General features: G+C 73.6%; 13 protein-coding genes. 8 read left to right on the forward strand and 5 right to left on the reverse strand.

What is annotated here, in order from left to right; translation table 11 throughout:
- The first annotated feature begins 240 nt into the window (after nucleotides 1-240).
- The 8 genes from eccE (at nucleotide 241) to BLW14_RS07750 (ending at nucleotide 11460) form a co-directional block, all read left to right on the forward strand.
- Nucleotides 241-1395, forward strand: a complete 1155-nt coding sequence (eccE, locus tag BLW14_RS07710; protein ID WP_093705640.1) for a type VII secretion protein EccE — start codon at nucleotides 241-243, stop codon at nucleotides 1393-1395.
- Entirely contained in the window at nucleotides 1392-2111 is a 720-nt protein-coding gene (locus BLW14_RS34430; protein ID WP_177153916.1) for a hypothetical protein, read from the forward strand. Before eccE ends, BLW14_RS34430 begins: the two co-directional genes overlap by 4 nt.
- 337 nt (nucleotides 2112-2448) lie before the next feature.
- Nucleotides 2449-5241: an SCO5717 family growth-regulating ATPase gene (locus tag BLW14_RS07725; RefSeq protein WP_093705646.1), complete on the forward strand. Its 2793-nt coding sequence runs from the start codon at nucleotides 2449-2451 to the stop codon at nucleotides 5239-5241.
- A gap of 197 nt (nucleotides 5242-5438) precedes the next feature.
- Entirely contained in the window at nucleotides 5439-7310 is a 1872-nt protein-coding gene (locus BLW14_RS07730) for an ABC transporter substrate-binding protein (RefSeq protein ID WP_093705648.1), read from the forward strand.
- A gap of 100 nt (nucleotides 7311-7410) precedes the next feature.
- Nucleotides 7411-8490: an ABC transporter permease gene (locus BLW14_RS07735; RefSeq protein WP_093705650.1), complete on the forward strand. Its 1080-nt coding sequence runs from the start codon at nucleotides 7411-7413 to the stop codon at nucleotides 8488-8490.
- Nucleotides 8487-9437 (forward strand): ABC transporter permease, encoded by a 951-nt coding sequence (locus BLW14_RS07740; protein ID WP_093705652.1) that lies wholly within the window; start codon nucleotides 8487-8489, stop codon nucleotides 9435-9437. Before BLW14_RS07735 ends, BLW14_RS07740 begins: the two co-directional genes overlap by 4 nt.
- The gene (locus BLW14_RS07745; RefSeq protein WP_093705654.1) at nucleotides 9434-10462 is read left to right on the forward strand and encodes an ABC transporter ATP-binding protein; all 1029 of its coding nucleotides are present in this window, start codon (nucleotides 9434-9436) and stop codon (nucleotides 10460-10462) included. The genes BLW14_RS07740 and BLW14_RS07745 overlap by 4 nt, the downstream gene beginning before the upstream one ends.
- Nucleotides 10459-11460: an oligopeptide/dipeptide ABC transporter ATP-binding protein gene (locus tag BLW14_RS07750; RefSeq protein ID WP_093705656.1), complete on the forward strand. Its 1002-nt coding sequence runs from the start codon at nucleotides 10459-10461 to the stop codon at nucleotides 11458-11460. The genes BLW14_RS07745 and BLW14_RS07750 overlap by 4 nt, the downstream gene beginning before the upstream one ends.
- A 75-nt stretch (nucleotides 11461-11535) precedes the next feature.
- On the opposite strand, the gene BLW14_RS07755 is transcribed toward BLW14_RS07750, so the two are convergent.
- The 5 genes from BLW14_RS07755 to BLW14_RS07775 all read right to left on the reverse strand — a co-directional run bounded on the left by BLW14_RS07755 (nucleotide 11536) and on the right by BLW14_RS07775 (nucleotide 18052).
- Nucleotides 11536-12489, reverse strand: a complete 954-nt coding sequence (locus tag BLW14_RS07755; RefSeq protein ID WP_093705658.1) for a bifunctional riboflavin kinase/FAD synthetase — start codon at nucleotides 12487-12489, stop codon at nucleotides 11536-11538.
- A gap of 108 nt (nucleotides 12490-12597) precedes the next feature.
- Nucleotides 12598-16194 (reverse strand): S1 family peptidase, encoded by a 3597-nt coding sequence (locus BLW14_RS07760; RefSeq protein ID WP_093705660.1) that lies wholly within the window; start codon nucleotides 16192-16194, stop codon nucleotides 12598-12600.
- A 197-nt stretch (nucleotides 16195-16391) separates the two neighbouring features.
- Entirely contained in the window at nucleotides 16392-17291 is a 900-nt protein-coding gene (truB, locus tag BLW14_RS35610) for a tRNA pseudouridine(55) synthase TruB (RefSeq protein ID WP_093705662.1), read from the reverse strand.
- On the reverse strand, nucleotides 17288-17731 hold the full coding sequence (rbfA, locus tag BLW14_RS07770) for a 30S ribosome-binding factor RbfA (protein WP_093705664.1): 444 nt from the start codon (nucleotides 17729-17731) through the stop codon (nucleotides 17288-17290). Before rbfA ends, truB begins: the two co-directional genes overlap by 4 nt.
- A 24-nt stretch (nucleotides 17732-17755) precedes the next feature.
- A complete protein-coding gene (locus BLW14_RS07775; protein WP_018521454.1) occupies nucleotides 17756-18052 on the reverse strand; it encodes a DUF503 domain-containing protein in 297 nt (98 codons plus the stop codon).
- Nucleotides 18053-18113 lie beyond the last annotated feature (61 nt).

Here is an 18113-nt window from a genome sequence, read left to right on the forward strand (position 1 = left end):
GTGCCGCACACCGGTGGGCGGCACCACTCGCAGCCCGGCGGCGCTTCCCGCCACCGGCGACCACTATGCCGCCCAGGCCCGCGCGTTGACCGAGGAGCGGTACGCTGTCCGGTCCCGTCGGAGACGCCGACGGGTCAGGCACGGCGCAGGTCCGGCCCGCACGGACGGGGGCATGTCACGATGACGACCAGGGGCGGCGCGCGCTGGAACCGGCGTGCGGGACCGATCGGAACTTTTCGATTGCAACAGCTGGTGCTGTTCGAAATCGCGGCCGCGGTGTTGCTGTGTGCCTGGGTCACCGGGCCCGTACTGCTGGGGCCGGCGGGGATGACGGCCGCGGCACTCGTGGTCCTCGCCGCCGTGCGCAGGCGTCGTCGCTCCCTCCCGGCGTGGCTGGGGACCGTCGTCGCGTTGCGGAGGCGGACCCGCAGAGCCGTCGCCCGGCTGCCGGGGGCGGGCCCCGTCGCCCCGTTGACCGAGTGCGTACCGGGCCTGCACACCTGCTCGTTCACGCACCGGGACAGGCGGCCGGTCGGAATGGTGGGCGACGGTACGCACCTCACGGTGGTTCTCCGGGTCGACGCGGCGGACACGGCGCTCCGGGCGGACCGGGCCGTCCGGCCGCTGTCGCCGGGGCTCGTGCGGGAGGTGATGGACGTCGACGGCATCAGGCTGGAGTCGGCCCGGATCGTGCAGCACACCCGGCCCGCCCCCGCCCCGCACCTCCCCGGCGACGCACTCGCCACGCTCAACTACGCCCCGCTGCAGTCCCGTACGGGGTCACCGGCGGTGCGCCTGACCTGGGTCACGCTGACGCTCGACCCGGAACTCTGCCCCGAGGCCGTACGGGCCCGTGGCGGCGGCCTCGCCGGGGCGCAGCGGTGCCTCCTGCGGGTGGCCGAGCAGTTGTCCGGCCGGCTGACCGGGTCGGGGTTCGGTGCGACGGTGCTGACGGAGCAGGAGCTCGGCCCGGCGCTCGCCACCGCGGCCTGCGCGGACCCCGCGACGACGGCCCGCCCGGACGGTTCCGCACCGCCGGCCCGCCGTACCCGGGAGGGTTCGCGGACCTGGATCTGCGACGGGCGTTGGCACACGGCGTACTGGGTGCGCCGCTGGCCGCGCTCCAGCAGCGCTCCGATGCCCCGGCTCGTCGCGCTGCTCACCTCGGTGCCCGCGTTGGCCACGACGTTCAGTCTCACCCTGGCGCGGGGCGACCGGCAGGAGGTCGCGGCCTCGGGCCACCTCCGGATCAGCGCCCGCAGCGGCGAGGAACTCCGATGCGCGCGAGCCGCGCTGGAGCGCGTCGCGCGCGGGGTCCGGATCTCACTCGTGCGGCTCGACCGCGAGCAGCTGCCCGGGGTTCTCGCCACGCTGCCGCTGGGAAGGGCGCGTTGACGGCGACGAGCGGGCGCGGGCGCGGCAGGCTGGGCTTCGGGCCCGTCGGCCCGCGTCGGCGGCGTTACACCATCGGACCCGATCAACTCGATTCGCTGACCCTGCCGGTGGGCGACGACGGGGTGGTCATCGGTGAGGACGAGCGGGGCTTCCCCGCCGTACTCGGCCTCAACCGGCCGTCCGCGTACGACATCACGCTCGTCGGCGGGCTCTGGACGGCACAGGTGCTCGCCCTGCGGGCGGCGGCGACGGGGGCGCGGATCGTCGTGGAGACGGGGCGGGCCCCTGCCTGGACCGGCCTGACGCGGGCCGTCGGCGACGGATGCGTGGCTCTGCACGAGGTCGGCCGGGCGCCCTTGCCGGGCGCGTCGGCGGCCTCGCCGGTCGTCGTGGTGCGGGACTGCGGCATGCATCCGCCGCCCGGGCGGGCCGTGCCGGGCCCGTGGCGGTCGGTGGTGACGCTGCTGCCGTACCTGGGCCCCACGGCGCCCGTCCTGCTGGAGAAGGCGTCGCTGGCCGGCGTCCAGCGCGTGTCGCCCGAGGAGGCGGAACAGGTCGGACACCTCATGAGGCTGCCGGCCGAGGCGGTCCGCGCACTGCCCGCCCTGGAGGACGGAGCGACCCTCTGGTGCACGCGGCGGGAGAGCCGGCTGGTGACGACCCGGCCGACGGACGCCGAGTCGGGACTGCTGGGCGCCGCACGCCGGCTGGACTGAGGGGCACGGGCCCTGCCGCCCCCGCTGATCGGCGACGGCCCGGTACGAGGTCGAGGCAGCCCGGAAACCCGGCACAGTTGTGCGCATTTGACCGGCTTGAGGTCCATTTCGGCTCGCACTCGGCCCACTTGGGTGCAGTACGTGATGTACGGGACAGCGTTCGCGGTGCCGTACGGCCTGCCGTGGCGGCCCTCATGGCGATTAGGGTGGGTCCGGACGCGGCAGAGAACCTGTGGGCAGGCCATGTGCGTCCCAGGGGGAGAGCCGGGCGGTTCGCGTTGCGGGAACGCCCCCACCCACCACGGCACAAGGGTGCTCGACCACACCAGGAGGCAAAGTGAACGGCGATCGGGACGAGATGCGCGGGGCCTGGGACAGGCCCGTCGACGAGTCGTCCGACGCGGAGCCCGCCGACTCGACGGGTGAGTTCACCATCGACTACACCCCGCCCGCCTGGTACACGCAGAACTCACCGGGCGACTCCTCGGAGGGCGCCGGTGCGCCGCCGGTGTCGCCCCCGCCGCCGAGCGGGGAGCCGTTGCCGGTGCCCCCGCCGGCGGCACACCGCGGCTTCGACCCCGACTGGACCCCGGCCCCGCCGGAGCCCTCCGACAGGGGCGACCTGGAGAGCGGCGCCACGATGCGGTTCTCGGCCGCGGCGCTGAAGCGGGAGATCGAGGAGCGGGAGGCGAAGGCCGACTCCGAGGCGGTAGGCGGCGGTGTGCCGTCCGGTGCCGACGAGGACTCCGCCGCGGCCGGTTCGGAGGACGCGGCGGCGGGTACGCCGGGTGCGGACGCACGGGACGACGCCCCCGGCACGGTCTTCGGCTTCGAGCCCGAGGAGGACGCGGAGACCCCGGCGCCGGCGTCAGTACGCGAGAACGACGAGGACAACGAGGACGACGCCGCGACGGGCTCCGCCGATGCCGAGTCCCCCGATGCCGACTCCGCCGAGGCGGGCTCCTCCACTGCCGACTCCCCCGAGACGGACCGCGACGCGGAGACCGACGAGGCACCGTCGGCCGACACCCCCGCGGACGCCGCACCGTTCGCGACCGCGCCCGACCCGGCCCCCGGCGACGGGCCGGCCACCGGCGCGCCGCAGGACACCACGCCGTCCTGGACCCCGGCCCCGTCGCAGGGCGGCCTCCCGCCGCTGCCGCCCGCCTTCCAGCCGGCCGCCCCGCAGCCTCGGGCCCCGCAGCCCGAAGCCGTACAGCCGCAGGCTCCGCAACCCCCGGCCCCCGAACCGCAGGCCGCTCACCCGGCACCGTTCCCGACGCCGGCCCCTGCCCCGACACCGCCTCCCGCGCCGCAGCCCGCCTACGGCTTCCCGCAGCAGCCGCAGCACCCCCAGCAGCCGGCGCCGCAGCCCCACCCCCAGCAGCCCGCCCCGGCGGCCAACCTTCCGGCGCAGCGCCCTCAGCCGCCCGCGCCCCAGGTTCCGCAGGCCCCCCAGCCGCAGCCCGCCTGGCCCGCCCAGCAGCAGCCCCAGCAGCCCCACCCGCAGACCGGCTACGGCTTCCCCCAGGCCCCGCAGGCACCCCAGGCTCCCCAGCCACCGGCCCAGGGCGCCCCGAACCCGCCGTCGGCCGAGGGCAGCACCCCCAACCTCCCCGCACAGGTCCAGCCCGAGCCTCAGCCCCACCAGCAGCCCCAGCCGTACCCCCAGGGTCAGCCCGTCGACCCGCGGGTGGGCAGCGCGTGGCCGTCGCCGGTCACCCACGATCAGCGTGAGCGTTCCGTGCCGGGCGCCCCGCTGGGCTACACGGCGGCCGTGGAGCTCACGGCCGACCGGCTGATCCGGGGCAAGCAGAAGACGCGGAGCAGCCGCAATCCTTCGAGCTCCTCGCGGTTCAAGCTGGGTGGCAAGAAGGAGGAGCAGGAGAGGCAGCGCAAGCTCGACCTCATCCGCACCCCGGTGCTCTCCTGCTACCGCATCGCGGTGATCAGCCTCAAGGGCGGCGTCGGCAAGACCACGACGACCACCGCGCTCGGCTCGACCCTCGCCAGCGAGCGGCAGGACAAGATCCTCGCCATCGACGCCAACCCGGACGCCGGCACGCTGGGCCGCCGGGTGCGCCGCGAGACCGGGGCGACCATCCGCGACCTGGTGCACGCGATCCCGCACCTCAACTCGTACATGGATATCCGCCGGTTCACCTCGCAGGCACCCTCCGGTCTGGAGATCATCGCCAACGACGTGGACCCGGCGGTCTCGACGACCTTCAACGACGAGGACTACCGGCGCGCGATCGACGTGCTCGGCAAGCAGTACCCGATCATCCTCACGGACTCCGGCACCGGTCTGCTGTACAGCGCCATGCGCGGCGTGCTGGACCTGGCCGATCAGCTGATCATCATCTCGACGCCCTCGGTCGACGGCGCCTCCAGCGCTTCCACGACCCTGGACTGGCTGTCGGCGCACGGGTACGCGGAGCTGGTGCAGCGGTCCCTCACCGTGATCTCCGGGGTCCGCGAGACCGGCAAGATGATCAAGGTCGACGACATCGTGCAGCACTTCCGGACGCGCTGCCGCGGGGTGGTCGTCGTACCGTTCGACGAGCACCTGGCGGCCGGCGCGGAGGTCGATCTCGACATGATGCGGCCGAAGACCCGGGAGGCGTACTTCAACCTCTCGGCCCTCGTCGCCGAGGACTTCGCCCGCGCCCAGCAGCAGCAGGGGCTCTGGACGCCGGACGGCAGCCCGCCGCCGCAGTACGCCCCGCCGCTGCCGGGCCAGCAGGTCCCCGGCCAGCCGATGCCCGGTCAGCAGGCCCCCGGCCAGCAGCCGTACGCACCCCAGCAGCCTCAGCACCCCCAGCAGCCGGGCCACCCCCAGTACCCCGGTCAGCCGTACGCCCCCCAGCAACCCGGTCAGCCGTATCCGCAGCAGCCGTACGGCGGCCAGCAGCAGCCCTACCCCCAGCAGCCGGCCCCCGGCGCCGGGCAGAGCTGGCAGCAGCAGCCCGCCGGCCAGCAGCCGTACCCGCAGCCCCAGCCCCACGGTGACCAGCCCGGTCACCCCGGCCAGCAGGTCCAGCCGGGGCAGCCCGCGCACCCCGAGCTGCAAGGGCCGATACCGCCCACCGGGTGGCAGCAGCAGCCGCCGCCAGCGCCTCAGCAGTAGGGCGTCAGAGGTCTGAACCAATGAGGGTCCGCATCGCCTCCGCGATGCGGACCCTTTTGGCATATCCGCAGACCACACGCCGTTTCGGGGACCGTTGACGTGGCTCGACCACCGCTGATAAACCTTCGCAACACCAGTCGGCGAACCGAAGTTCAACACGCCTTTCCCGTGCGAGTCATGACGCGAGGTCCCAGACCATGGTCGTAAGAGTTCCACCGTCCTCCCCGCCACGCTCACGTCTGCGTGTGCTCCTGGCCTCCGGCGCCGCCGCCCTCGCTCTCGCAGCCGGGTCCGTCGTACCGGGCATGCCCCTCGGGGCCGCGCCCCAGCAGGCGCAGGCCGCCGACAGCGGCAACAAGACGCTTACCGTCGCGGTCGCGCAGAGCGTCGACTCCCTGAGCCCGTTCCTCGCCCAGAAGCTGCTGAGCACCAGCGTCTCGCGGCTCATGTACGACTTCCTGACGAACTACGACGCCAAGGACAACCACGCCGTCCCCGGCCTCGCCACCAAGTGGGAGCCGTCCGCCGACAAGCTGACGTGGACGTACACCGTCCGGGGCGATTCGAAGTGGTCGGACGGGCAGCAGGCGACCGCCGAGGACGCCGCCTGGACGTTCAACAAGATGATGACCGACGACGCCGCGGCCCAGGCCAACGGCAGCTTCGTCACCAACTTCAAGAAGGTGACGGCCCCCAGCCCCACCAAGCTCGTCATCGAGCTCAAGGAGCCGCAGGCCACCATGGCCGCGCTCGACGTGCCGATCGTGCCGAAGCACGTGTGGGAGAAGGTCGGGGACTTCTCGAAGTTCAACAACGACACGAAGTTCCCCGTCGTCGGCAACGGGCCGTTCATCCTGACGGACTACAAGGTCGACCAGTACGTGAAGCTCAAGGCCAACAAGGACTTCTGGCGCGGGGCGCCGAAGTTCGACGAGCTGGTCTTCAAGACGTACAAGGACCAGGACGCGGCCGTCGCCGCCCTGCGCAAGGGCGAGGTGTCCTTCGTCGCCGGTTCGCCCGCGCTGACGCCCGCTCAGGCGGACTCGCTCAAGGGCGACAAGAACATCAAGGTCAACGAGGGCCCCGGCCGCCGCTTCTACGCGCTGGCCACCAACCCCGGCGCGCAGACCAAGGACGGCAAGAAGTTCGGCAACGGCAACAAGGCGCTGCTCGACCAGAAGGTGCGCCAGGCGCTGTTCCTGTCGGTCGACCGCGAGACGATCATCGACAAGGTCTTCCGGGGCCACGCCGTCGAGGGCAAGGGCTACATCCCGCCGCGCTTCTCGGCGTACGCCTGGGAGCCCTCCGGTGACCAGGCACTGAACTACGACCCGGACAAGGCGGCGAAGCTGCTGGACCAGGCGGGCTACAAGCTCAAGGGCGACCAGCGCGTCGGCAAGGACGGCAAGCCGCTCGACCTGCGTCTCCTGTGCCACGCCACCGACCCGAACGACAAGGCGGTCGGCAAGTACCTCAAGGAGTGGTGGGGCAAGCTCGGCATCGGGCTGAAGGTCGACTGCCTCGACGACGTCTCCGTGCCCTGGTACGCCGGTGAGTACGACCTCGCCTTCGACGGCTGGTCGGTCAACCCGGACCCGGACTTCGTCCTCGGCATCCACACCTGCGCGGCCCTGCCGACCAAGGCCAAGGCCAGTGCGACCACGGACAACTTCATCTGCGACAAGAAGTACGACGAGCTGTACAGGAAGCAGCTCGCCGAGTACGACCCCGCCAAGCGCGCGGAGCTCGTCGGGCAGATGCAGTCGTGGCTGTACGACTCCGGGTACATGAACGTGATGGCGTACCCGAACGCGGTCGAGGCGTACCGCACCGACCAGATCAAGTCGATCACCACCATGCCCGAGGCCGCCGGCAACATCTACGGCCAGGACGGCTACTGGAGCTGGTGGTCGGCCGTGCCGGCGAGCGGCAACGGCGGCTCGGAGGGCAGCAGCTCCGGCTCCTCGACCGGTGTGATCATCGGCATCGTGGTCGCGGTCGTGGTCCTCGCAGGTGGCGGGTTCCTGATCTCGCGGCGCCGCCGCACCACCGCGGACGATCGCGAGTAGGTTCTCGAACGGGAGGAGAGGAACCGGCCGGCGCGGGTGCGGTACGAGGCTCGCGCCGGCCGGTTTCTTCCAGGAACGACACGAGTAACGAGAGTTCCCCATGACAGCTGACAGCACTCCGGCGCTCGTGAAACAGGCGGACGCGGCCACGGACGGCCCTCCGGCCGGCCCCTCGGCCGCACGCGGTCCGCGGGCGCGCAACACCAAGGCCTATCTGAAATACGTGGCCGCCAAGATCGCGGGCGCCGTCGTCTCGCTGTTCGCGGTTCTGGTCACCAGCTTCTTCCTCTTCCGGCTCATTCCGAGCGACCCGGTCAAGCAGATGACGGGCGGCCGGCCCGTATCGGCCGAACAGCTGGAATCGCTGCGCCACCAGCTCGGGCTCGACCAGCCGATGTGGCAGCAGTTCACCAGCTACATCGGGGACGCGCTCACCGGCGACTTCGGCGTCTCGTTCGCGTACCACGCGCCGGTCATGGACAAGATCGTCGAGAAGCTGCCGGCGACGCTGCTGCTCACCGGCACCGCCTACGTCCTCTACAGCCTCATCGGCATCTGGCTCGGCACCCGCACCGCCTGGCGCAACGGCTCGGCGGGCGACCGCTTCAACACCGCGCTCGCGCTCACGCTGTACTCGGTGCCGTCGTTCTGGCTCGGGCTGCTCCTGATCATCGTCTTCTCGGTGGGCGTCGGCCCGATCCCGGGCATGTTCCCGACGGGCGGCATGTCCTCGGGCGACACGAGCGGCCTCGGCTACGTGACCGACGTGGCGCACCACATGGTGCTGCCGGTCATCACCCTGGTGGCGGTCGGGTACGCGCAGACGCTGCTGGTGATGCGGTCCTCGCTGCTCGACGAGATGGGCAGCGACTACCTGACGACGGCCCGCGCCAAGGGGCTGCGGGACGACGTCGTACGCCGCAAGCACGCCGTACCCAACGCGATGCTGCCGACCTTCACCCTGATGTTCGTCAACCTGGGGCATGTGGTCGCCGGGCAGATCCTGGTGGAGACCGTGTTCTCCTGGCCGGGGCTCGGTTCCCTCTTCTACCAGGGACTGAGCACCCCCGACCTGCCTCTCGTGCAGGGCCTGTTCTTCGTCTTCGCCACCGCGGTGATCCTGGCGAACACCCTTGCCGATGTGCTGTATCCGCTGCTCGATCCCCGGGTGGGCCGATGACCACGACCGATTCCATGCCCACGCCGACCCCGGCGCAGGCCCCGCCCGGGCCCGTCAGGAGCGCCCGCTCGCTGGCCAGGGCCCGCAAACGCCAGTCCGTGGCCCGATTCTGGCGGGAGTACCGCACGCACAAGGGCGGCATGTGGGGCCTGGCCGGCCTGGTGCTGATCGCGCTGATCGCCCTGGCGGCGCCCCAGCTCGTCGGCGCCGACTCGGAGAGCGTCACCGAGGCACCCGGCGGCCCGCTCGAATCGCCGAGCGGTGAGTTCCCGCTGGGCACCGACCAGTTCGGGCGCAGCGTGCTCGCGCTCCTGGTGTGGGGCGCGCGCGTCTCGCTCACCGTGGGACTGCTCGCGGCGTTCCTGTGCGTCGCCATCGGCACGGTCGTCGGGATCGTCGCGGGCCACTTCCGCGGCTGGTACTCGACGGTGCTGATGCGGGTGACCGACTGGTTCCTGGTGATGCCGACCCTGGTGCTGGCGGTCGCCCTCGCCTCGGTGATGGACCGCTCGCTGTGGACGATCATCATCGCGATCGGCGTCACGACCTGGCCGACGACGGCCCGGCTGGTGCGGGCGCAGACCCTCGCCGTGGAATCCCGCCCCTACATCGAGCGCGCCCGCGCGCTGGGCGGCGGCCACGGCCACATCATGGTGCGGCACGTCCTGCCGAACGTGATGCCGCTGGTGCTCGCCCAGACCACGCTGGCCATCTCGGGCGCGATCCTGAGCGAGGCCACGCTGGCCTTCCTCGGCCTCGGCGACCCGACCATCACCTCCTGGGGCAGCATGCTCCAGGACGCACGCGCCGCGGGGGCGGTGAGCGCCGGCGACTGGTGGTACCTGGCACCGCCCGGCATCGCCATCGCCCTCGTCGCGCTGGCGTTCACGCTGTGCGGCCGCGCCATCGAGTCCGTCCTCAATCCCAAGCTGGGGGTGGCCCGTTGAGCACGACGAACATCCGCAAGACGCCTCTTCTGGAGGTCCGCGACCTGACGGTGACGTACGCCGGCGGGGCGCAGGCCGTCCGCGGCGTGAACCTGGAGGTCGAGGCGGGGCGCAAGCTCGGCATCGCCGGGGAGTCCGGCTGCGGCAAGTCCACGCTGGCGCTGGCCCTGCTGCGGCTGCTGCCGGCGGGTACGAAGGTGACCGGCGAGATCCTGCTGAACGGCGAGGACGTCCTCGCGATGAAGTGGGGCCAGGTCAGGGCCGTGCGCTGGGCGGGCGCGTCGATCGTCTTCCAGGGCGCGATGCACTCGCTGAACGCGGTGCACCGCATCGGGGACCAGATCGCCGAGCCGATCCTGCTGCACAAGAAGGTCACCCAGGCCGCCGCTCGCAAGCGGGCCGGTGAGCTGCTGGAGCAGGTGGGGCTGCCCGCCGCCCGGGTGGACGCGTATCCGCACGAGCTGTCCGGCGGTCAGCGCCAGCGCGTGATGATCGCGATGGCGCTCGCCTGTGACCCCGGTCTGATCATCGCGGACGAGCCGACGACGGCCCTGGACGTGATGATCCAGGCCCAGATCCTTCTCCTGATCGAGGAACTGGTCTCCGAACAGGACCTCGGTCTGATCATGATCAGCCACGACCTCGCGGTGCTCTCCGACACCTGCGACCGGCTCGCCGTGATGTACGCGGGCCGGGTCGTCGAGCAGGGTCCGGCGTCCGAGGTCTACGAGAACGCGCACCACCCGTACAGCAGGGCCCTGTCGGGCGCCTTCCCGCGTATCGGGGACCCCGCGTCCCGGTTCGCGCCGCAGGGCCTGCCCGGCGACCCGCCCGACCCGTCGGCGCTGCCGGCCGGCTGCACCTTCCATCCGCGCTGCGCGGTCGCCCTGGACTCCTGCTCCACGCTGGACCAGGAGCTGCGGGACGCCGGACCGGGGCGGCAGGCCGCCTGCGTGCTGGTGGGCCCGGAGGGGGCCGTGGCGCCGGTCGTACCGGGCGCCGAGGAAGCAAGGAGCACATCATGACGACGACCCCCGTGGACCTGCTCAGCGCGCAGGGGCTCCGGATCACCTTCCCCGGCCGGCACGGGGCCGAGCCGGCCCGCGCGGTGGACGGGGTCGATCTGGACATCCGGCCCGGCGAGATCGTCGCTCTCGTCGGCGAGTCGGGGTGCGGCAAGACGACGCTGGCCCGCTCGCTGCTGGGCCTGGTCCCGCCGACGGCCGGTCAGGTCACGTTCGACGGGAAGCCGCTCGACTACGGGAGCCGGGCGCTCAAGGCGTACCGCAAGCGGGTGCAGCTGGTGCTCCAGGACCCCAGCGGCTCGCTGAACCCGCGCCACACCGTGTACGAGGCGGTGGCCGAGGGGCTGCGCATCCACGGGTACGGGGGCGACGAGCGCCAGGCGGTGCACGACGCGCTGTCGCGGGCCGGACTGCGGCCACCGGAGCGGTTCTTCCTGCGCTACCCGCACGAGCTGTCCGGCGGTCAGCGTCAGCGCGTCGTGATCGCGGGGGCGCTGGTCCTGGAGCCGGAGCTGATCGTGGCGGACGAGCCGGTGGCCTCGCTGGACGCATCGGTGCGCGGCGAGATCCTGGCGCTGCTGCTGCGGCTGCGCGAGGAGCTGGGTCTGTCCGCGCTGGTGGTGACGCATGATCTCGGTCTGGCGTGGAACATCGCGGACCGGGTCGCGGTGATGTACCTGGGCCGGATCGTGGAGACGGGTGACGTCGAGCAGATCCTGACGGCCCCGCGCCATCCGTACACCCAGGCGCTGTTGTCGGTGCTCCCGGAGGCGCCGGGCGATCCGGTGGTGCTGACGGGCGAGCCGCCGGACCCGTCCCGGGTGCCGTCCGGCTGCCGCTTCCACGCCCGCTGCCAGGTGCTGGCCTCGGGCGAGGCGGAGCGGGCGGGCGTCGCGGACGCGTGCCGTACGGAGGACCTGCCGGTGCTGGCGGGCGGCGGGGAGACCCAGGTGGCGTGCCACTGGGCCACCGCGAAGGTGGCCGCGCCCGCGTCCTGACGGGCGTACGGACGTCCCGGCCGGTTGAGGGCCGTACGGGTTTCCCGGCCGCACCGGCCGGGAAACCCCGCGCGGTCAGCCGCGCTCGGCCGCCTCGACCAGCTCACTGCACCGCTTCACGTCGGCGGCCATCGCCACGAGCAGGTCGTCGATCGTGTCGAACTTCAGCATGCCGCGTACGTACGCCAGGAAGTCCACGGCGACGTGCAGGCCGTACAGGTCGAGGCCGACGCGGTCGATCGCGTACGCCTCCACCGTGCGCTCGGTGCCGTCGAACTGGGGGTTGGTGCCGACCGAGATCGCGGCGGGCATCGCCTCACCGTTCGCGTGCAGCCAGCCCGCGTAGACGCCGTCTGCGGGGATCGCGGTGTGCGGGAGGGTTTCGACGTTGGCGGTGGGAAAACCGAGCTCGCGGCCCCGCTGGGCGCCCCGGACGACGACGCCCTCGACCCGGTGCGGGCGGCCCAGGATCTCGGCGGCACCGGCCACGTCCCCCTCGGCGACCAGGCGCCGGGTGAGCGTGGAGGAGAACGGCTCGCCGCCGCCCGCCTCGCCGCTCACCCGGAGGTCGATGACCTCGACGCGGTAGTCGTGGTCGGCGCCCAGCTCGGCCAGCAGCTCGACGTTCCCCGCGGCCTTGTGGCCGAAACGGAAGTTGGGGCCCTCGATGACCAGCTGCGCGTGCAGCTTGTCGACGAGCACCTTCGCGATGAAGTCGGCCGGGGCGAGCCGCGAGAACTCCGTGGTGAACGGCAGGATCAGCATCGCGTCCACGCCCAGCTCCGCCATCAGCTCCGCGCGCCGGTGGTGCGGGGCGAGCAGCGGCGGGTGGCTGCCGGGGCGGACGACCTCGCTAGGGTGCGGGTCGAAGGTCACGACGACCGAGGGCACGCCCAGCTCACGGGCCCGCTCGACGGCCCGGCCGATGATCAGCTGGTGTCCGCGGTGCACCCCGTCGTACGAGCCGATGGTGACGACGCTGCGCCCCCAGTCCTGGGGGATGTCCTCCAAGCCTCGCCAGCGCTGCACTCTGACCGCTCCTCGCCCGAACCTGTGTACGTGGTTATGTCGCTTACGCAGGTCTAAGACTGCCATGCTCACGCCCTGCGGCCCGCATCGGCATGGGCATCGCGGCTCCTAGGCTGTGCCCATGCCGGGTGTCGCGGACCCGGCCAGGATCGGCAGGGCACTCCCCAGGCCCTCCACCGTGCGCCGGGCGCTGGGGCCGACCACGGCCGCCCACTCCTGCGGCGCCTCGGCCAGCCAGCCCGCGACCAGGGCGCCGAACACCGGGACCTCGCGGACGAGCGCGACCAGCCGCCGGTCGAACAGCGCGGCCCCCTCGGGGGTACGCACCAGGAGCATCCCGGTCCGGTGCACCAGCGCCCTCGTGCGCACCGGCGACCGCCCGCCGCACCCGGTCGCGGCGGCCCGCAGCAGCGCCTCCAGCACCACCGGGTCCGGGCCTCCCCCGCCCTGCTCGAAGTCCAGCAGCACCTCCAGCAGCTCGTCCCGGGTGGGCTGGGAGGCGGGGCTGCCCGGCGTGGCGAGCACCGCGGCCAGCGAACCCCGGACCGGCGGGGCCGCGGGCCGGCCCCGGAGCAGCCCGGTGAGCAGCGGCAGCAGCAGGGCGCGTGCGGCGGGCCCGTGCTCCAGCCTGCGGTCGAGGTACGCGGCGGTGTGGGCGGTGTCCTCGGGGTGGCCGTCGGCGTAGGCGCGTACGAGTCCGGCGGCGCGCAGCGCGAGTTCCGGCGCGTCGATCCCGGCCAGGGCCCGCAGCACCTCGCCCGCGCCCTGGTCCGGCCGCGCGAGCCGGTCCCGGTAGGCGGCCACCACGTCCTCCGGGTGCGTGGGCAGGGCGGCGGCGAGCCCGGCGGCGGGTACCCGCACGTCCTGCGGCCCGGCGGCGGTGAACGCGCGGAGGGCCTGCGGCAGGTAGCGGTCCCGGGTGCGGGGGTCGGCGACGAGCAGGGCGAGCACCGGTCCGTGCAGCTCGCTGTCGGCCGGGCGGGCCAGCACCGCGAGGGCGGCCCGGCGCACCCGGTCGCGGTCGTCGTCGAGGGTCAGCCGGGGCGCTACGAGCGTCGCGTACGAGACGGCGGCGACGCGCCGGCCGCGCCGCTCCTCGTCCCCGGCCCACCGCTCGACGGCCCGGCAGAGCGCGGCGGGCTCGTCCTCCGCGAGGGCGGCGAGCAGTTCCTCGGCCCGGGGGTGCCCGGCCGAGACCAGCGCGTCGGCCAGGTCGTCGACGGCGAGGTCCCGGCGGGCGTACAGCAGCACCTGCGCGGCGGCGGCGACGGTCGGCCGCACCGCCGCCTCCGGTCCCGCGGCGAGCGCCCGCTCATCGCTGAACCAGTCGCACAGGAGGGGCATGACGGTACGCGGCCGGGCGGCGAGCCGCCGGTCGACGGCGTCCAGGAACCGCGCCTCGCCGCTCCCGGCCCCGGGCGGCCCGTCGGCGGGCACGAGCCGCCGGAACAGGTCCATCCGGTCCGCCTCGGGCAGCCGTGGCCCCCGCCAGAACCAGGGCCCGAACTCGGCGTACGCCCCGCCCGCACCGCCCTGGTCGCCGGAACTGCGCACGACGCGCCCGGCGAGCAGCCGGAGCACGCCGAGGTACGGCCGCGCGTCGGGAACCCGGAGCAGCGTCTCGCCGAGCAGGCGCGAGGCCCACCAACGGGGGTCGGAGAGGGGACCGGCCTGCCCGGGGGTGCCGTCGTCCGGATCCGCCGTCCCCTCCGGCAACCGGTCCAGCGCGTCGATCAGATCCGCCAGCCGGTGGGCCAGGGCGGCCGTGCCGTGGCGGCGGGCCAGCAGGAGCAGGGCCTGGATCACCGGGCCGATCCGGTGCCGGGGCACGGGGAGGCTGCGCGGGACCGCCGGGGCGGTCCCCGCGTCCGCCTCGCCGCGGCGGGGGCGCGGGACACGGCCGCCGTCCTCCTCCGGCTCCGCGTGCCACCGGTGCACCAGCGCCCGCAGTGCCGCGTCGAGATCGAGGTGCGTGCTCTGGATCCAGTCGCCGACCTCCTCGTGTGCGAAGCGGTAGCCGGCGCCCGCCGGGACGAGCAGGCCCTCGGTGAGGACCGCCTGGGCCCAGCCCGTGCGCCAGGGGAACAGCTCCTCGAAGGCCGCCCGGTCCAGCTCGCCCTGTCCCGGGCCGAGGCAGCGCCGGGCCGCCTCGTGGACCTGACCCGCCACCCTGGCCGCGAGGCGCCGCACCGCCGGGCCGCCGGGCCGGGTACCGGCGGCGATGCGGACGGCGATGCGCAGGCACATCAGGTCGAGGTGGGCGGCGAAGACCTCTTCCGTGCCGGGGCGTCCCTGCGTGTCCGGCGGCAGGGCCTCGCGTAACTCCGCGAGCAGGCGGAGCGTGAGCGGATGGCGGTCGTGGCCCGCGGCGAGGGCGTCGGGCGGCAGGCCGAGGCGTTCGCGGGCGCGTTCGGCCTGGCCCGCGGTGAAGTCGGTGACGAGGAGGGCCGGGGGCAGCCGCCGGGCGGGCCTGGCGGGCCGGTGCAGCGCGCCGGGCGGACAGAGCGCGCCGGCCGTCTCCCAGTGCTCGGGGCGGCAGCCGACGACGAGCCGGGCACCGTTCTCGCGGAGCCAGCCGACCGTGGTGGTGGTCCAGTCGGCCGACCGGTGGGCCAGGACGGGCGGCATCTCCTCCGGGGCGTCCAGCAGGACGAGCAGCGGCACACCGGAGTCGGCGGCCAGCCGGGCGACCCGCTCGGGGGTGGCGCTCGCCATGTCACCGCAGGCCCCGGCGGCGCTGACGATGCGCCCGGCCTGCCGCAGTGTGCGCCCCGCGGCGTCGGCGACGGAGGTGTCGTCGGCGAGGAGGTCGGCGCCGCGCAGCCACAGCGTGGGCGCGGGCACCGGGCCGGTCGCCCGGCGCGCGGCGAGGGCGGCCAACTCGGTCGTGCGGCCGGTGCCCGGCTCACCGACGAGGCCCAGGACGACGGCGGACTCCCCCGGCCCGGCCGTCGCGAACGCCTCGCACTCGGCGCGGATGTCGGGCCGCTCCACCGGGTCGTGCGGGTGGCCGGGGCCGCCCGCCGAGCCCACGGACATGGCGGTGAGCTGGAGGGCGCCGGCGAGGTTGAGATCGGGTCCGTAGCCGGGGACGGTCGCGGCGTTGCGCCGCAGCAGCTCGCCCAGCGGCCCGTCGTCCGACGCACCGGCGAGCGGTGTCGCGCAGCCGGCGGTGGCGTGGGAGGCCCGCAGGGAGAGGCCGAGGACGGCGATGACGGCCCCGCTGTCCGGGTCGAGGACGGGCCCGCCCACCGCCGCGCCGCCCAGGCGGAGCGCGTCGCTGCCGTCCGTGCCGAGGGCGAGTTCCAGGGCGTGGTCGATCCGGTGGGTGCGGCCGCGGCTGGTGTACGTCGCCGGCGTGCGGCCCAGGATGCGCGCCTCGCGCAGACCGTGCGCGACGACCGCCACGTACGTACCGGGGTCGAGGCGTTCCCGCGTGCGGACCGGCAGCGGCCGGACGCCGAGTGCGTCCGGTCCCCCGGTGGGCAGGAGGGCGAGGTCCCGCTCCGGCACGGCGGTGATGTCGGCGGCCTCCACCCGGAGGCTGCGGCCGTCGGTGCCGTACAGCAGGACGTGGGAGAGGCCGTCGATCGCCTCGTGGCTGGTGACGACCGTCCCCCGGTCGTCGGCGACGAAGCCGGTCCCTCGCGGCCGGCCGGCCGGATCGCACAGTCGTACCAGCGTCGCCCGGTCCCCGCATCCCATGATCCGACGGTAGTTCGGCGAAGATCCCCGCGCGGACCACTCCGGGCGAAAGCGCCCCCGTCACCCCCCTGATTCACTCCGAGCGCCTGCCCGTTGGGGTGAATCCTGGGCGATCGGTGGACAGGAACCGGTCGGGGGAACGTGGAGCGGGCACAGGGGCTCTGCCCGCTCCACGGCAAGGGATCCGCAGGGGGTGGTCAGCCGAAGACGGCGAGGCTCTTGGCCTTGCCCTTCTGCTCCTCGACGAGGACCAGGAACCGCCCGTCGGGCCCGAATACCGCGACCGGCCCCGGCGGATGGGCCGGCATGTCCAGCCGTACGCCGTTCAGCAGCAGCCCGGCCCGCTTCTCGTCGACGTCCCAGCGCGGGAACGCCGAGGCGGCGGCCTCGGCCACCGGCATCACGGTCAGCTCCTCCTGGTGCTGGTCGAGCGTGCGCGCGGCGTCCAGCCCGTACGGGCCGACGCGGGTGCGCCGCAGGGCGGTCAGATGGCCGCCCACGCCGAGCCCGGCCCCCAGGTCGCGGGCGATGGCCCGGATGTACGTACCGGAGGAGCAGACCACCGAGACGACCAGGTCGAGGACGGGGGTGCCGTCCTCGGCGACGGCTTCGCGGACGTCGTAGACGTGGAAGGAGGAGACGGTCACCGGCCGGGCCGGGATCTCGAACTCCTCGCCGCCGCGCACTCGCGCGTAGGACCGCTTGCCGTCGATCTTGATGGCGCTGACCTTGGACGGCACCTGCATGATGTCGCCGGTCAGCGCGGCGACCCCGGCGTCGATCGCCTCGCGGGTCACACCGGAGGCGTCGGCGGACGAGGTGATCTCACCCTCCGCGTCGTCCGTGACGGTGTTCTGGCCGAGCCGGATCGTGCCGAGGTACTCCTTCTCGGTCAGCGCGAGGTGACCGAGGAGCTTGGTGGCCCTCTCGACGCCGAGCACCAGCACGCCGGTCGCCATCGGGTCGAGGGTGCCGGCGTGGCCTACGCGGCGGGTGCGGGCGATGCCGCGCATCTTGGCGACGACGTCGTGCGAAGTGAAGCCGGACGGCTTGTCGACGATGACAAGTCCGTCCGGCGTCTTGTTCTGCGTTGTCATTCGGAGGTGGTGTCCTCGTCCTCCGGCTTGCGGTACGGGTCCGCCTCGCCGGCGTACGCGGCGCCCGAGGACGCCTCGCGCACCTTGGCGTCCGAGGCCCGTGCCCGGTCGAGGAGGTCCTCGATGGCCCGGGCGTTCTCCGGGAGCGCGTCCGCCACGAAGGTGAGCGTCGGGGTGAACTTCGTCCCCGCCGCCGAGCCGACGGCGGACCTCAGGATGCCCTTGGCGCTCTGGAGGCCGGCCGCAGCGCTGGCCCGCTCCTCGTCGTCGCCGTAGACCGTGTAGAAGACCGTGGCCTCCCGCAGGTCACCGGTGACCCGGACGTCCGTGATGGTCACGTGCGTCCCCAGCCGCGGGTCCTTGATGCCGCGCTGCAGTTTCCCGGCGACCACCTCCTGGATGAGGTCCGCCAGCTTCTTAGCCCGCGCGTTGTCGGCCACTGGTCCGTCTCCTTCTCGACTTGCTCAATCGTCTTCGTCGCTGTGCAGCCGCCGTCGTACGGACAGCAGCTCCACTTCCGGCCGGGCGGCGACGAGGCGCTCGCACCGGTCGAGTACGTCTGTGAGGTGCCGGGTGTCCCCGGAGACCACGGCGAGGCCGATCTCGGCCCTGCGATGGAGATCCTGCCCGCCCGTCTCCGCCGCGCTCACCGCGTATTTGCGCTGGAGTTCGGCGACGATCGGACGGACCACGGAACGCTTCTCCTTCAGCGACCGTACGTCGCCGAGAAGCAGGTCGAAGGACAGTGTCCCCACATACATGTATGTCCGGATGTCCCGCCGGTTCGGGTTCGTGCCCCGCCGATGATCGGCGGGGACACAA

This window comes from Streptomyces sp. 2131.1, assembly GCF_900105515.1.
GTDB classification, from domain to species: domain Bacteria; phylum Actinomycetota; class Actinomycetes; order Streptomycetales; family Streptomycetaceae; genus Streptomyces; species Streptomyces drozdowiczii.

Bases quoted from the DNA above. Each gene is read 5' to 3' on its own strand.
- BLW14_RS07730 (WP_093705648.1), top strand. From the start codon at position 5,439: ATGGTCGTAAGAGTTCCACCGTCCTCCCCGCCACGCTCACGTCTGCGT.
- BLW14_RS07735 (WP_093705650.1), top strand. From the start codon at position 7,411: ATGACAGCTGACAGCACTCCGGCGCTCGTGAAACAGGCGGACGCGGCC.
- BLW14_RS07740 (WP_093705652.1), top strand. From the start codon at position 8,487: ATGACCACGACCGATTCCATGCCCACGCCGACCCCGGCGCAGGCCCCG.
- BLW14_RS07750 (WP_093705656.1), top strand. From the start codon at position 10,459: ATGACGACGACCCCCGTGGACCTGCTCAGCGCGCAGGGGCTCCGGATC.
- BLW14_RS07760 (WP_093705660.1), bottom strand. From the start codon at position 16,194: ATGGGATGCGGGGACCGGGCGACGCTGGTACGACTGTGCGATCCGGCC.
- truB (WP_093705662.1), bottom strand. From the start codon at position 17,291: ATGACAACGCAGAACAAGACGCCGGACGGACTTGTCATCGTCGACAAG.
- BLW14_RS07775 (WP_018521454.1), bottom strand. From the start codon at position 18,052: ATGTATGTGGGGACACTGTCCTTCGACCTGCTTCTCGGCGACGTACGG.